General features: G+C 26.8%; 15 protein-coding genes. All 15 read left to right on the top strand.

What is annotated here, in order from left to right; genetic code table 4:
• The 15 genes from pheS (at position 1) to CK556_RS02185 (ending at position 16232) form a co-directional block, all read left to right on the top strand.
• Positions 1-1053 (top strand): phenylalanine--tRNA ligase subunit alpha, encoded by a 1053-nt coding sequence (gene pheS, locus CK556_RS02255; protein WP_027875674.1) that lies wholly within the window; start codon positions 1-3, stop codon positions 1051-1053.
• Positions 1054-1060: 7 nt separating this feature from the next.
• Complete coding sequence (pheT, locus tag CK556_RS02250; RefSeq protein ID WP_027875675.1) at positions 1061-3442, top strand: phenylalanine--tRNA ligase subunit beta; 2382 nt, start codon at positions 1061-1063, stop codon at positions 3440-3442.
• Position 3443: 1 nt separating this feature from the next.
• Positions 3444-3938, top strand: a complete 495-nt coding sequence (locus CK556_RS02245) for a YceD family protein (RefSeq protein ID WP_027875676.1) — start codon at positions 3444-3446, stop codon at positions 3936-3938.
• A gap of 23 nt (positions 3939-3961) precedes the next feature.
• Entirely contained in the window at positions 3962-4141 is a 180-nt protein-coding gene (rpmF, locus tag CK556_RS02240; protein ID WP_011183295.1) for a 50S ribosomal protein L32, read from the top strand.
• Between the two features lie 123 nt (positions 4142-4264).
• Positions 4265-4720 (top strand): division/cell wall cluster transcriptional repressor MraZ, encoded by a 456-nt coding sequence (gene mraZ, locus CK556_RS02235; protein ID WP_051412768.1) that lies wholly within the window; start codon positions 4265-4267, stop codon positions 4718-4720.
• On the top strand, positions 4720-5646 hold the full coding sequence (rsmH, locus tag CK556_RS02230; protein ID WP_027875678.1) for a 16S rRNA (cytosine(1402)-N(4))-methyltransferase RsmH: 927 nt from the start codon (positions 4720-4722) through the stop codon (positions 5644-5646). Before mraZ ends, rsmH begins: the two co-directional genes overlap by 1 nt.
• Before the next feature lie 15 nt (positions 5647-5661).
• Positions 5662-6969: a hypothetical protein gene (locus CK556_RS02225; RefSeq protein ID WP_027875679.1), complete on the top strand. Its 1308-nt coding sequence runs from the start codon at positions 5662-5664 to the stop codon at positions 6967-6969.
• Between the two features lie 15 nt (positions 6970-6984).
• The gene (ftsZ, locus tag CK556_RS02220; RefSeq protein ID WP_027875680.1) at positions 6985-8172 is read left to right on the top strand and encodes a cell division protein FtsZ; all 1188 of its coding nucleotides are present in this window, start codon (positions 6985-6987) and stop codon (positions 8170-8172) included.
• A gap of 14 nt (positions 8173-8186) precedes the next feature.
• Entirely contained in the window at positions 8187-8585 is a 399-nt protein-coding gene (sepF, locus tag CK556_RS02215; RefSeq protein WP_051412769.1) for a cell division protein SepF, read from the top strand.
• A gap of 198 nt (positions 8586-8783) precedes the next feature.
• Positions 8784-9758, top strand: a complete 975-nt coding sequence (locus tag CK556_RS02210) for an alpha/beta hydrolase (protein WP_027875681.1) — start codon at positions 8784-8786, stop codon at positions 9756-9758.
• Between the two features lie 279 nt (positions 9759-10037).
• Positions 10038-12764 (top strand): isoleucine--tRNA ligase, encoded by a 2727-nt coding sequence (ileS, locus tag CK556_RS02205; RefSeq protein ID WP_027875682.1) that lies wholly within the window; start codon positions 10038-10040, stop codon positions 12762-12764.
• A 20-nt stretch (positions 12765-12784) separates the two neighbouring features.
• Positions 12785-13408, top strand: a complete 624-nt coding sequence (locus CK556_RS02200) for a signal peptidase II (protein WP_027875683.1) — start codon at positions 12785-12787, stop codon at positions 13406-13408.
• A complete protein-coding gene (locus CK556_RS02195; RefSeq protein WP_027875684.1) occupies positions 13392-14327 on the top strand; it encodes an RluA family pseudouridine synthase in 936 nt (311 codons plus the stop codon). Before CK556_RS02200 ends, CK556_RS02195 begins: the two co-directional genes overlap by 17 nt.
• The gene (locus CK556_RS02190; RefSeq protein WP_027875685.1) at positions 14308-15753 is read left to right on the top strand and encodes a hypothetical protein; all 1446 of its coding nucleotides are present in this window, start codon (positions 14308-14310) and stop codon (positions 15751-15753) included. Before CK556_RS02195 ends, CK556_RS02190 begins: the two co-directional genes overlap by 20 nt.
• Before the next feature lie 2 nt (positions 15754-15755).
• Positions 15756-16232 (top strand): deoxycytidylate deaminase, encoded by a 477-nt coding sequence (locus tag CK556_RS02185; RefSeq protein ID WP_036246742.1) that lies wholly within the window; start codon positions 15756-15758, stop codon positions 16230-16232.
• Positions 16233-16252 lie beyond the last annotated feature (20 nt).

Genomic DNA, 16252 nt, shown 5'->3' with positions numbered 1-16252 from the left:
ATGATACATAAAATTAATAAGATCAAAGAAAAATTTGTCTCTGATTTAAATAATATTAAAACAATCGAAGAAGCCGAAAAAATAAAGAAAAATTTGTTGGGTAAAGAATCAGAATTAAGTCAAATTTTGAAATCTTTAAAAGATTCAGATGTTGAAAATAAACAAGCAATAGGAATTGCAAGTCATGAATTAAGAACATTTATAAGTATCACAATTGATGAATTTATTTCAAAAATTAAGAAGTCTGAATTAGATAAAAAGTTAAATAGTGAAAAAATTGATATTTCTTTAACTGGAACATTAGCAAATTTTGGTACTAAACACCCATTGAATATTGTTGTTGAAGAAATTACAGAGATTTTTACAGAGATTGGTTTTGATGTTTTAAAAGGTAATGATGTTGAAAGCGATGAATATTGTTTCCAAAAATTAAATTTACCTGTTGGTCACCCAGCAAGAGATATGCAAGATACATTTTACATTGACGAAGAAACTGTTTTAAGTACTCATTGTACACACATGACAGCAAGAGTTTTAACTCAAATGGCAGAAGCTAAAAATTATGAAGGTAATTATGCTTGTGTTGCTATTGGAAATGTTTATCGTAGAGATGATGATGATGCAACTCACTCACATCAATTTATGCAATTAGATTTATTATGTATTGGTAAAAAAATTACTTTTGCTAATTTAAAATGAGTTCTTAAATATATGTGTAGAAGACTATTTGGTGAAGAGGTAAATATTCGTTTAAGACCGAGTTTATTTCCATTTACTGAACCTAGTGTTGAAGTTGATGTAAGTTGTTTTAAGTGTGCAGGAAAAGGATGTTCAATTTGTAAGTATTCAGGTTGAATAGAAATTTTAGGTTCAGGAATTATTAATGAACAAGTTATGTTATTAAATGGAATGGATCCTGAAAAAAATACAGCTTTAGCATTTGGTGCAGGAATTGAAAGAATTGCAATGCTAAAATTTGGAATTTCAAATATAAGGAATTTATATGAAAATAATGTTAAATTTTTAGAACAATTTAAATTTTATGGGGAGTAAGTAAATTATGATTATTACAAGAAAATGATTAGAGAAATACTTAGACCTTTCTAATATTTCAAATCAACAAATTTCAATATGTTTAAATTCATTAGGTTTTGAAGTTGAACAAGAAATTGATTTTTCAAAATTAAATTCAAAATTAATTATTGGATATATTGAATCAGTTGAAGCAATCGAAGGAACTAAACTAAAGAAAACAAAAACTCGTATTGGAAAAAATAAATACGTTACAATTTTGTCTACTTCTAGAAACATTGAAGCTAACAGATATCCAATTGTAGCTTTACCAGGAGCTAAATTAGCAAATGGATTAGAATTAGATAATAGAGAAATTTTGGGAATTGTATCAGAAGGAATGTTTTGTGGATTTAATGAGATTGGATTATCAAATTCAATATTAACTGAAGCAGAACAAGTTGAAGTTTACTACATTAATTCAATTTACAAAGATATGAGCGAAATGGTTGGTAAAAATATTAGTGAAGTTTTAAATTATGATGATTATATTTTTGAAGTTGATTTAACTTTAAATAGAAGCGATGCGTTGGCAGCAAAGCAATTAGTAAAAGAAATAGCTAACTACTTTGATTTAAAAATTAAGCAAACTGAACAAAAAATTAAATTTGCTAAAAATACAAACACTGTTTCAATTAAAATTGATAAAAAACTTGAAGCTGATGTTAATACAATATCACATACATTTATTGGTCTAAAAAATACTAACACACCATTGGATTCTTCACATGATGTTTGACTAAAACATTCAAATATTAAAACAAGTGAAAATAAATATGAAGATATAGCAAGTATGGCAACTTTAATTTCAGGACAGCCTTTTATTTTAGTTGATGCAGATAAAATTCAACAAGAATTAACTTTAGCAAAACAAGTAATTGAAGAAAAAGAATTCGTTGTTTTAAAATCTGGAAAAGACATTGTTAATATACTAGGGTTAAAAACTGAAGAAAAATTTAAAGTCACAGATGCAACAAATACAATTTTAGTTATTATGTTAAATCTTGATCAAATTATTATGCGTAAACAACAAAAAAATTTGAATATAAGCACTATTGATACTCAAAGATATGCAAAGCCTTTAAATCCAAATCTTTATGATCAAGGAATAGAAGAACTAGTAAAAATTCTGAATGATTATAAAATGATTGAAAGCGTTGAAAAAATAACTACTTCAGTTAAAAAAATAACATATGATAATGTTTATAAAATAACTTTAGAAAAAATTAAACAAGTTTTAGGAATTGAGATCACTATTGAAGAGATTGTTAGTTTATTTAGAACTTTAGATATTTCAATAGCAATTAAAAAGGATGAATTAACATTCACTGTTGATCAAAATAGAACTGATTTATATGGTAAAAATGATATCTGCGAAGAAATTGCAAGACTTTATGGTTATGACAATATTATTGAGCAACCTTTAGAATATGTAACATTTACAAAAACAAAAAACTTAGAAAAAAAATTGAAAGATAAATTAAATGATTATTTAGTAGGTGCTGGATTTAATAACATCAAAACTTATTCTTTAACTGATAAAAAATCAAACAAAGATTGAAACTTATTTAAAGTTAAAAATCCAGTTGTTTTAATGAGTCCATTATCAAGTCAACGTGAAACATTTAGAAATAACCTTTCAAAATCAATGATAGAAACAATTATTTTTAATGCAAATAATGGTAACAAAGTAGTTAAATTTTTTGAATTTGCTGACATTTTTGCAATGAATGGTTTTAGACAATCAAACTTATGTTTTGCAACATCAGGAGAAGTAATTTCTGATGACTTGCAACAAATTCACATTCAAGCTAATTATTCATATATTAGTTCAATTTTAGTAAGCATCTTAAATTTATATAAAGTTGATATTAAGAATGTTACATTTGATTATGAAGAAAAAGTAATTGATGAAATTCACCCTTACATTAATGCTTGTGTAAAATTTAAAAATAAAAAATTAGGATTTATTTATAAATTAAATCCTGCTTATGAAGCTGAAAACAAAATTAATCCAACATTTATTTGTGAGATTAATTTAGATTTATTATTGGAGATTGCAAACAAACAACATGTTACAAATGAAATTTCTAAGTTCCAACAATCATCAAGAGATATATCATTTGAATTAAGCAATGATATTAAATTTGATTTAATAGCTAGTCAGTTATTAAAAAATTTAAAATATTTAACAACATATAAAGTTATTGATAAATATGCTGATAAAGAAATGAAAGAGGCAAACATTAGTTCATTAACAATTAAATTAACATTTAATAGTTTGGAACATCAATTAACTGAAAAAGAAATAGCTAATGATTTTGATATCGCTTTAAATAATCTAAAAAAATTAAATATTAAAGTAAGATAATATGAATAGATTATATTTTGAAAAAAATAGTCACACAGAGTTAACCGAAGTTGTTAGCGACTTAGACTCTATTAAGTTAAGCAATACTTTAGCGAAAAAAGTTAAATATTTAGATTATGATGTAGATATTGATTGAAATAACTCAATTGAAACGGTTAGTGTAAATGGAGTGATTAATTTCACTATTGACGCAACTGATGCTAGAAGCGGTGAAGAGTTTGAATATTCAGATTCAATTGAATGAAATGACGAGTATAGTTTTCAAAATTCAATTAATGATCAAGCTAATTTAATTATTGGAGAAGATTTTGATATAATTAATTATGTTATAGAGCAAATTAATATAAATTTACCTTTTAATTTATCCAATAATAGTGATATAATAAATAAGACTGGTTTTGGTTGGACAATTATGTCTGAAGAAGAGTTTTATAAGAATGAACAAAACAAAATAGATCCAAGATGAGCTAAATTGAATGAGTTCAAGAAAAAATAAAAAATTGTTAAGGGGGTTTTAAAATGGCTGTACCATTTAGAAAGACAAGTAAATCTGCTAAAAATAAAAGAAGAAGTCATTTAGCTTTAGTAGCTTCTAATTTAGTTTCATGCGAAAACTGTGGGTCAATGATTAAACCACACAGAGTTTGTAGAGAATGCGGGTTCTATAAAGGTAAAGAAGTTAAATCTGTTCAAGATTAATTTCAAAACAAATAATATGATGAGGTTTACCTCATCTTTTTTTATGCTTTTTTTAGTTTTTTACTTAAAAACATTAACAAAATTAAATAAATAATGTATTATATATTTATAAAGTGGGAAGAAATGGGGGAAAGTGGTATGTTATTTTTTGGAACTTACGATCATAATTTAGATGATAAGCAAAGACTTACCATCCCTTCAAAAATGAGAAACAAGATTTTAAACTCAACAGTTTATGTTTCAAAAGGATTCGAAGGAAGCCTTGAAATGAGAACTGAAGAAGAATTCGAGAAATGAAGTTCGCAAATATTGAATCTTTCTTCTTTTAACAAAGAGACAAGAATGTTAACTCGTGAAATTATAGCTAATACTCATGAAGTTGAGATTGATAAAATTGGAAGAATTAAAATACCTTCAAATTTATTAAAATTAGCGAATATTGAAAAAAGTGTTTATATTCTTGGTATGGGTGATAGAGTTGAAATATGAGATCAGAAATTGTATGACAATTACCAAAACGAAAACAGCGATAAAATGGAAGAAATTGCTGAAACAATTTATCAGGGGCTAAATAAATAATGGAAAAGCATGTACCAGTATTATTAGAAGAATCCATTAAATATCTAAATATTAAACCAGATGGAATATATGTTGATTGCACATTGGGAAGAGCTGGTCATTCAAGTGAAATACTTAAAAGACTAAAACAAGGAAAGTTATTTTCAATAGATCAAGATGAAACAGCTATTATTGAAGGAACTGAAAAATTAAGTAAGGTTAGTGATAACTTTAAAATATTAAGAGGTAACTTTGCAAATATATCTGCAATGCTTGCAATTGAAGGTATATTTGGTGTTGATGGTATTTTATATGACTTAGGTGTTTCATCTCCACAATTTGATGTTGCTGAAAGAGGATTTAGTTATAGATTTGATGGTCCACTAGATATGAGAATGGATAGGACTAATAATTCATTAACAGCACATGAAATAGTTAATAATTATTCTCACACTGAAATTGAAAAAATTTTATGAAATTACGGCGATGAAAAATTCGCAAGATCTATTGCAAAAAACATTGTAAATTCAAGACCAATAAATACAACTTTTGAGTTAGTTTCAGTAATCAAAAAATCTTTACCATTTAAAATATTAAATCAACAAAAACACCCTGCTAAAAAAACATTTCAAGCTTTAAGAATTAAAGTAAACAATGAAATGGATGCTCTAGAGAATTCTTTGGAACAAAGTATTCAATTATTAAACCCAAAAGGAAGAGTAGTAGTTATTACTTTTCACTCTTTAGAAGAAAAAGTGGTAAAAGAAATATTCAAAAAATATACACTTGATGAACAACAATATTACTTAAATAATCTTCCCTATGAATTAGAATCTACAAAAGATTACAAATTATTATTTAAAAAACCATTAAAACCAACAGAAAAAGAAGTTGAAGACAATAACAGAAGTCATAGCGCGAAACTATGAGTTATAGAGAAAAAATAAGAGAGGTAAAGAATTATGCTTAACAGAAATAAAACTTTTACAACAGTTGAAATTAAAGAAAAAGAATTAAAAATTAATGCTTATAGAATATTAAATAATCAAATAATTTCTATTTTTGATAATACTTTTAATGCTCAAGATAATTCTGCTTTTTTAGATGAATATGGAGTTATAAAAGCAAATAGTGTTCCTGAAATTAAAAAAAATATAGCAGAAAATTTCAAAAGTTTAGCAAAAGCAAATTCAAGTTTTGAAAATAATGAAGTTTATTTAGTTCTTCCTAGTACAACATATAGTTATACAACAAAAAAATACCCATTTAAACATGATAATTTAACATTAATAACTACTGATTTTGTTCAAGATTGTTATAAGAAAGCAATTAAAAAAGAACAATTAGCTTATAGTGGATCACATTTACAAACCGAATTAATGCAAGTTAGAGTTGATGGTGTAAAATATGATGTTAAAGATATTTTTGTTGAAGGAAAAGAACTAGAAATTATTTTTGCAGTTAAATCAATTTACAAAAAAGTTTATGAATCACATGAAAATGTAGTAGCTAAAGCTGGTGAAAATGTTTCAGGTTACATGACAAATTTAGAAGCTTTATACAATTCAATTGATAGAGCAGGAAAAAATGAAACTGATATTGTAGTGGTTAATTGAAAAAATGATAAACTTGAAGCAGGATTATTTAAATCAGGTTCATTTGTTGAATACACTTCAATACCATTTGGAATGGAATATATTATTGAAAGTTTAGCAAAAGAATTCGGATTAGAGGCTGAAGTAGTTACACACTACTTATATAACAATATAAACTTTGAATCAAAAAACATTTTAAGATCAGTATTTTTAAAATTTAAAACTCAATTTGGTTTAAGATCTTTAACAGGTGAAGAAATTCAAAGAATTATTAAAATAAGAGTTAAAGCAAAATATAATGAAATCAAAGAATCATTTATTTCAAAAAGCAAAATTGATTTCAATGTAACACCGGTTTTTAACTTTGGTTTAATACAAGAAATACCAAATGGAATAACATTACTTTCAAATACAAAATCATCATTTGATTACTTGAACAAAAAAAATATTATAGGAGCTTTCAAAAACAGTGATCACTTCGTTAGTTTTGGATTGATAAGCAATTTTGTAAATAAAGTTATACCAAATGAAATCAAAAATATATCTGAAAATAATAGTATTAATCCAATTAATATGCAATTTGGTTTTATTCAAGAATTGAAGGGCCAAAATATGTCAAGTAGTCATTTATATTTAAAAAATGATGGTATACTAATAGATAAAGTAGAAGCGTAAAAGGAGAAATCAAAAATGAGCAATAATACACAAGAATTTAGCCAAAGAGCCAAGATAAAAGTTATTGGAGTTGGTGGTGGTGGAAACAATGCCGTGTCAAGAATGTTTGAACAAGGAGCACATGGTGTTGATTTCTATATAGCAAATACAGACGCACAAGTTTTAGCAGGATCAAATGTTCCTAATAAAATTATTTTAGGTGAAAAATCAACAAAAGGCTTAGGCGCTGGAGCAAACCCAGAAGTAGGTAAAACTGCTGCATTAGAATCAGAAAATGAATTAAGATCTGCTTTAGAAGGAGCTGATTTAATTTTTGTTACTGCTGGAATGGGTGGTGGAACTGGAACAGGTGCTGCACCAGTTATAGCAAGAATCGCTCAAGAAACAGGAGCATTAGTTGTTGCTATTGTTACAAAACCATTTAGATTTGAAGGAAAATACAGAAATACATTTGCAGAAGAAGGAATTATTGAGTTAAAAAAATATGTTGATTCAACAATTGTTATTTCAAATGACCGTTTATTAGAATTTATTGGAGCAAAACCAATTCAAGAGGCATTCGCAGAAGCTGATGCGATTTTAAAACAAGGTGTTCAAACAATTACTGATTTAATTGCAGTGCCTGCTTTAATTAACTTAGACTTTGCTGATGTTAAAACAGTTATGTCTAAAAAAGGAAATGCGTTATTTGGAATTGGTTTAGGAACTGGACCAGACAAAGCTAATTTAGCAGCTAATGATGCAATTTCTTCAACTTTGCTTGAAGCAGCTATTGTAGGAGCAAAAGATGTTATTGTTAATGTAACTGGTGGAGAAGGAATTTCATTAAATGATGCTTATGACGTTGTTGATGTAGTTAACCAAGCAATTGATAACCCAGAAGTAAATATTGTATTTGGAGTTGCAATAAACAAAGAATTAACTGAAAAAGATGAATTAGTTGTAACTGTTATTGCTACAGGATTTGATGAGGAAATGATGAAATCTTCACCAAACATTGGAACTAAAACAAATGCAAGCTCAACATTTGCAAATTTAAGAAGCTCAAGTTTATACAAATCAACACACGTTGAAGAACCAAAAGTTCAAACTTCATTTGAAGAAGACGTTTTACACGCTCATCAAACAATGCATTCAGTAAATAATACAACATCAAATTATGATGATGAAACTGAAGACGATTTCCCAACGTTCTTAAAATAGTCTGGAAATAGAAAATGAAAATCAAAGAATTACTAGACAAAATAAAAACTAAAAGTGTTGAATCTGGGGAAATGGGTCAAGCTTTAAATGACATGAACGCATATAAAATGTATGATGAAGAAACAGAAGTTGTTGAAGAAGAAGTTGAATATGCAAATGACAGTGAATTAAATACAATTAATCAAGACATCCCTTCAAAGAGAACAGAAATTATTAAACCAACATCATTTTCAGATGCTGCAAAAATTGCTGATGAATTGAAAATTAGTAAAATTGTTTTAATAGATCTTTCTGAATTAGAAAAAGTAGAAAAAAGAAGAATAATAGATTTTATTTCTGGAGTAATTTATATAAATGATGGTGTTTATAAAAAAATTGAAGGAAATATTTACAAAATAATAATTAGAAAATAATAAGTACAAATTAAAAAATAAATTAATTATTTTTATTTAAATACTTATTTTTTTTATTTTTTCATGGCTCAGCCATATCAATTAGATCCTTTGACACTAGAATATACAATAAATGAAGCATGTATTTTTGTAAAGAAATTCATTGGTTGTTTTTTATTTATTTGATATAGTAAAATTAGATAAAAGAAAGAGGTATTTATGTCTGAATATTCAAATATTGCTCATAAAATGATTGAAATGTGAAATTCAAGTTTTTCTAAAACAATTAGACACCGTGAAGAAGCAGCAAGTTTAAAAATTAATTTTGTTAAAAGCATAAATAGCCTTAACTCAACTAATCGTAATTCAAACAAGAAATTACACATTAAAGAATATAAAAAACCAACAGCAAATTTTACAACTTTTTCAAGAGATGGAATTAAGTTGGTTTCAAGTGTTTGATTAAATCCAAAACCAAGCAAAAAATGAGTTATTGGAGTTCATGGATTTAATTCTAGTAGATTTGATGTATTATACTTAACATGACATTATAGAACTTTAGGATATAACATAATTACTTTTGATTTTAGAAATCATGGTTCAAGTGCTACAGACGTTGTAACTTGAGGTTATAAAGAAAAATGAGACTTAATGACAATCATTTCTTGAGTTACACAAAACTATAAACCAGAGGAAATTGGTTTGGTTGGTACAAGCATGGGTGGTTTTACAATTAATTACTTCGCTTTAACTGAAGAAAAATTTATAGAAGAAAATAATATTAAATGAGCTATTTCAGATTCAGCGTATATGTCTGTTTCAAAACTATTAAAGGGAATGGTTGCAAATAACGCACCAAAAATTTTTGAAAATTATGTTAATGTTGTTCTAGAAGATATGTTGAAGATATACAAAAATGAGTATCTTGTTGATTTAGTTGAGTTAGATTTTATTAATTTAATTGAAGCTAAACATAAATATATACCAATCATGTATATTCATAATCGCTTTGATCGTGTAACTAATTTTTTAGATAGTTTTAAAATGCAAGATATTAAGAATAACATAGAAGAATCAAATGTAAATGAATTGATAATTTATGACTCAGGAATGAATCACACAAAATCAATCATAAAATTTACAGACGACTACATTATAAGAACTTCAGATTTTGTTAAAAAACATCAAATTTAATTAAAAATAAGATAAAATATTATTATAAAAACTAAAGGACAAGTTTTTTAAATTAATTATTCTAAGAGAGCTAGTATTTGGTGCAAACTAGCAATAATATTTAAAAAATATCACCTTTTTTTAACAGAAAAGAAAAATTTATATTGAGTAGAATTCTGCGGTGGAACCGTTAAAACCTTAAAGATAATAAGTTAAGCTTTAATTTATTAATTAGGATGGTACCGCGGTAAATCGCTCCTTTTATAAGGGGCGATTTTTATTTTAAAAGGAGATTAGAAAATGAAAAACGTTTACAAAGATACATTATTAATTGGACAAACTGATTTTGATATGAGAGCAGGACTAAAGGATAAAGAGCCTGCAATTCAAGCAATGTGAGAATCAAAAAAGATTTATGATCAAAAACAAAAACTTAATGAAGGTAAACCATTGTTTATGCTACATGATGGTCCACCTTATGCAAATGGTGATTTACATATAGGACATGCATTAAATAAAACACTAAAAGATATGATAATAAGATGAAAAAATGCTAATGGATATTTAGCTCCTTTTATTATGGGTTGAGATACACATGGATTACCAATTGAAACAGCTGTAACAAAAATGGGGATTGATCGTAAAAAAACACCAGCTGTTGATTTTAGAAATATGTGTAAAGACTATGCACTAAAGCAAGTTGCAAACCAAGCAAACCAATTTAAACGTTTAGGTATTTTTTCAAATAGTGATGTTAAATATGTAACTTTAACTCATGATTTTGAAGTAAGCGAATTAAGATTATTTCAAAAAATGTATGAAAAAGAAATGATTTATAAAGCCTTAAAACCAATTTACTGATCGCCTTCAAGCGAATCTGCTTTAGCTGAATCTGAAATTGAATATAAAGATATTAAATCACCAACAATTTTTGTAGCAATGAATATTGTTGAAGGAAATTCAAAAATTGATACTGACACTGAAATTGTAATTTGAACAACAACTCCTTGAACTATTCCATCAAATCAAATGGCAGCTGTAGGAGAAAATATTGAATACAATATTGTTAAAGTTAACGAAAGAAAATTTATTTTAGCTTCAAGTTTAGTAAGTAAAATCGCTGAACAAATAGGATGAGAATCATTTGAAATTTTAGATACTTTAAAAGGTCATGAAATTGTAGGTATTAAATATTCTCACCCATTGTATGAACAAAAAATTAATCAAGTTGTGATAGGTCATCATGTAACTGATGAAGCAGGAACAGGAATTGTACATATTGCTGGTGGATTTGGAGAAGACGATTATATGATCGTTAAAAAACATGGACTACAACCTTTTGCGCCAATTGATGATCAAGGTAAATTTACTAGTGAAATTGGAGAATACGATAAATCACTAGTTGGTGTATTTTATGAGGAAGCCAATAAAATGGTTGGAATGAATTTAGAAGCAAAGAAAAGACTTTTAAAATTCAAATTTGTTTCTCACTCATACCCACACGATTGAAGAACTAAAAAGCCAGTTATTTACCGTTGTACTTGACAATGGTTTATTCGCTTAGATAAAGCTAAAGATCAAATTCTATCAAATGTTGATAATATTACAACAAAACCAGAATGAGCAAAAAAACGCTTATATCAAGTTCTAGAAGATAGAACAGACTGAACTATTTCACGTCAAAGATTATGAGGTGTACCTATTGTTGCATTTTATGATGAACAAGATAAATTAGTATTAAATAATGAAATATTAGCATTTGCAATTAATAAAATATCTGAATTAGGAACAAATGCTTGATTTGATCAACCAACTGATATTTTCCTACCTGAAGAATATAAAAATAAAAATTTGAGAAAAGAAAAAGATATTTTAGATGTTTGATTTGATTCAGGTTCATCTGCAATAGCACTAAGTGAAAGATTTAAGAATTTACCTTTACCTTATGATTTATATTTAGAAGGAAATGACCAATACCGAGGTTGATTTAATGCATCAATGATTAACTCAACAATTTATTCAGGCAAGTCTCCGTATAAAAAACTTATTTCTCATGGGATGACTGTTGATGAAAAAGGAAATAAAATGAGTAAGTCTTTAGGTAATGGAATTGATCCTATTGTATTTGCAAATTCACAAGGTGCTGACATTTTAAGATTATGAGTTGCTTCAACAGATTATACTGATGACCAAAAAATAGGTCCTGAAATCATTAAACAGATTGGTGAAACTTATAGAAAAATTAGAAATACAATGAGATTTATTCTTGCAAACTTATTTGACTTTGATCCAACAAAAGATTACCAAAAGGAATTAAGCGAAGTTGATCAATTTGCATTACATAATTTAACTATAGTTAAAAATAAAGCAAGTGAAGCATATGATAATTTAGCTTATAACCAAGTTTACAATTTATTAATTAATTATGTAACTAAAGATCTTTCTTCATTCTATTTAGACTTTATTAAAGATATTTTATATATTGAACAAAAAGATTCATTAAGAAGAAGACAAGTTCAAACTGTATTGTATGAGCAATTTTGAATGTTAATTGATTTATTAAGACCAATTTTAATCCACACAACAGAAGAAGCTTATCAATCAATGATTGAAAAAAATAAAGCAGAATCTGTACATTTATTAGATAATAGAAAACAAGAATTTTTACAAACAGAATCATTTATAACAAAGTGAAATAACATTATGATTTTAAGAGATGATGTAAATAAAGCATTAGAAATTGCTAGAGAAGAAAAAATTATTAATAAAGGATTTGAAGCAATTGTTAATGTTTGTTTAAAAGAAGGTTACAAAAATATTGAATCAGTAACTGAATTGGAAAAAATATTTATTGTAAATACTCTAAACTTTACAAATAATTGTTCAGGATTGTCTGATCAAAAAGTAGCATGTGTTGGAGTAGAACCAAAGCAAGGCTTAAAGTGTGAAAGATGTTGAGGTATCTTTGACGTATTAATTGATGAAGAAATTTGTGAAAGATGTCATTCAGTAGTAAAATCTATATAACACTATAAGGAGGTGCAATTTTGAAGAATTTAGCTCAAAATGTAATATTTAATCTAAAAAATTATGACTACAAATGAAAATTTAAATTGTATATTGCAGTTCCTATTATGACGTTTTTAATTTTATTTGACTGAATAGTTAAATGAATAGTTGTAGCCAAAATGAATGAAAATGAATCTTTGATTTTTATTAATGGTTTTTTAAATATTCAGTACAAAATAAATTTGGGCTCAGCATTTGGTAATGGCGATTCAGCTGAGGAATTAAAAAAAACCATAACATTGGCATCATTATTTGTATTTGCATTAATAGTTGTATTTATATTTCTGAATGACAAGAAATGAATTATTGCTTGTTCATTATTATTAGCTGGAGGTTTTGCAAATTTATTAGCAAGAGCTTGAGCACCACCAACAATTAGAAACGGTGAAGAAATATATGGTGGAGTTGTTGATATGTTTGTTTGAGGGTTTAATTTTTTAGGCTCAGCAAACTATATCTTTAACTTAGCGGACTTATGAGTTAATATTGGTGTTGGTGTTGGAATACTTTGCTTGATAATGGAATTAGTAAGTATGTTTACTAAAAAAAATAAAACTGAAAAAATTGAAGAAGAGGAAGTAAAAGATGAAATTAAAAGCTAATGTTGAAAAAGTGAGATTAGATAAATACTTGGTAGATGCATTAGCTGAATCAACTGAGTATTCAAGAAGTTATATTCAAACTTTAATTAAAGACGGAAATATTAAAGTTAATGGAGTTATTGAGACAAAACAGAATATGAATCTTCAAGGTGATATTGAAGTAGAAATAATAATTCCAGAAATTAAACCTTCAACAATTAATGCTGAAAAAATAGCATTAGATATTGTATATGAAGATAATGATATTTTAGTTGTTAATAAACCTAATAACATGGTAGTTCACCCTGGAGCTGGAATAAATGAAGGAACTATGGTTAATGCTTTATTGGGAAGAGACGAAAAATTTTTAAGTAGTATTGGTGGGGTTGAAAGACCAGGAATTGTTCATAGAATTGATAAACAAACTACTGGTTTATTAATTGTTGCTAAAAACGATAAAGCTCACCAAATTTTAACTGAAATGTTAAAAAATCATGAAATTTATAAAGAATATGTTGCACTTGTTTGAGGTGAAATAAAAGAAGAAAAAGGAATTATTGATGCTCCTATAGGAAGACACCAAAATGATAGAAAGAAAATGATGGTGACATCAAAAAATTCAAAATATGCAGTTACAAATTTTGATGTTTTAAAACGTTTAGACAAAACAACTTTAGTTAAATGCTCGATTGAAACAGGAAGAACTCACCAAATCAGAGTACACTTCAATTTCATTAAACACCCAATTGTTAATGATCCAACTTATGGTAAGTTAGCGGAAAAAACAAATGACTTTGGTCAAATGCTTCATGCTTATAAATTAGAATTTTTGCACCCTATCACAAAAGAAATGGTAAAATTAAAAGCAGAATTACCAAAAGAATTTAAAGATAAAATTATTGAGGAAGGTGGTGTTGAGAATGACTGAAAAACAATTTAAAACTTATAGCGCTTTAGTTAAATTCTTTAAAAAAGAATATAAATACAAGAATGTAGACAAAAAGGTTAAGGAGTCACGTGTTTTATTTATTAACAATAATAATGAGTATGCTTTAGTACAATTGGAAATTGAAGGAACAAATGAGACTTGATCAAATATTGAGGTTATGGCACAAAAAAACTTTTTTGACCAGAAAATTAAGAAGCTTAAAATTATTATTAGTGAAACAACAAGTCAATTAACTGAAAAAGACGATGAAATTGTACTAATAACAACACCTGAAAATTTAAAGAAAGATTTACTTAAGTTTTTCCCATTAATTAGTACTTTGCAAGAGACATATTTAAAAGCAATCAAACAAAAATCTACAGTTAATGAAATTCCAGAAGAATTAAATGATGAAATTAAAATTAATAATTTCAAGCAAGCATTAAATAAAATTAAAAATAATAATGTTAGTTTTTCATGAGTAATTTTATTCTTTTTCATTATTATGCCGGTTTCGTTTACAATAATAGGATTATTTATGAATATGTATGTTGGTAATGGGATTACTGATGAAGGAACTTCATGATTAATCACTGCATATCAAGCGCCAATGCTTATATTTGGTGGAACTAATCAAACCTTGACATTCGCAGGTGGACAATATTGAAGAATTTTAACTTATGGTTTTAGCGCAATGGATGCAGGAAGTGGAATTTTACTAAGTGCATTTATGATCTTTTTCTTAACTACAGCATTATTTTCATTAACTAAATTAACTGAAATTGTTATAGGTAATGTTTGAAAATTTTCACTATCATTTCTGTTAGCGTATTTAACATTGGGATTTGTTGTTTCAGCAACACTTCCATACACTGTTACTTCAGGAACTTTACCAATTATAGGTATAATGGTTGGAATTCTTGTTATGAATATTTCAGGGGATACATCTCCTATTGCAAAATTTGGAAAAGCTAAAGTTGCTTGACCAATAGTTTTAATAATTTTGTCAATTTTCACTAGTCAAGATCGACTAAGCTCATTCTCTGTTTTAATGTCAGGAATTATTTTTGGTTCAATTTTTGCAGCTTTAACTAAAAAATCAGTTAAAGAATGGACTTGAAGAGAAAACATTATGATTTTATTCTTAGTTATATTTATTGTTGTAGGAATTGTTTTTGTTACAACAATGAAAAAAATTCCAGCTTACAATTACAATGTTATTGTTGCTTTACAATTCTATGGAAAAAATAAAATTGGTGGTGATTTAAATCACTATAATGGAATAATCGAGAAAATTGGATGGCTTGGTAGATTTGATGTAAATACAGGTAACTGAAATAATAAAATTATTACCCCACTATCAAGTACTTATTCATTAACAACAAGTAATGTATTGCCTTCACTTGATTTAATTAACACTTTTAGATTAGGAATGTAGGTATGAAAAGAGAAAATTTCTTAAGTTGAGAACAGTTCTTTATGACTGTAGCTAAAGTTTGTGCTATGAGAAGTAAAGATCCTTCAACACAAGTAGGAGCTATTCTGGTTAACAATTTAAATCAAATAATCTCAACAGGATATAATGGCTTTCCACGTGGTGTTGATGATGATAAATTCCCATGATCAAGAGATGGAGAATGAATAGATACTAAATATCCTTATGTAGCTCATGCTGAATTAAATGCAATTGTTAGTGCAAGAACTAATTTAACAGATTGCGATGTATACGTAACTCTATTTCCATGTAATGAATGTGCAAAAATTATAATTCAAGCAGGAATTAAAAAAGTTGTTTATTTGGAAGATAAATATAGCGACTCTAAAGAAGTAAAGGCTTCAAAAAAAATGTTAGATGCAGCATGTATTAAATACCATCAAATTGCTGATTTTAAAGTTAATATTGATATAGAAAAATAAAATAAACCTTACAATAAGTG

The sequence above is a fragment of the Mesoplasma chauliocola genome (assembly GCF_002290085.1).
Taxonomy (GTDB): Bacteria; Bacillota_I; Bacilli_A; order Mycoplasmatales; family Mycoplasmataceae; genus Mesoplasma; species Mesoplasma chauliocola.
The sequence above is the reverse complement of the archived record's forward strand: the minus strand, read 5'-3'. Positions and strand labels throughout refer to the sequence as shown.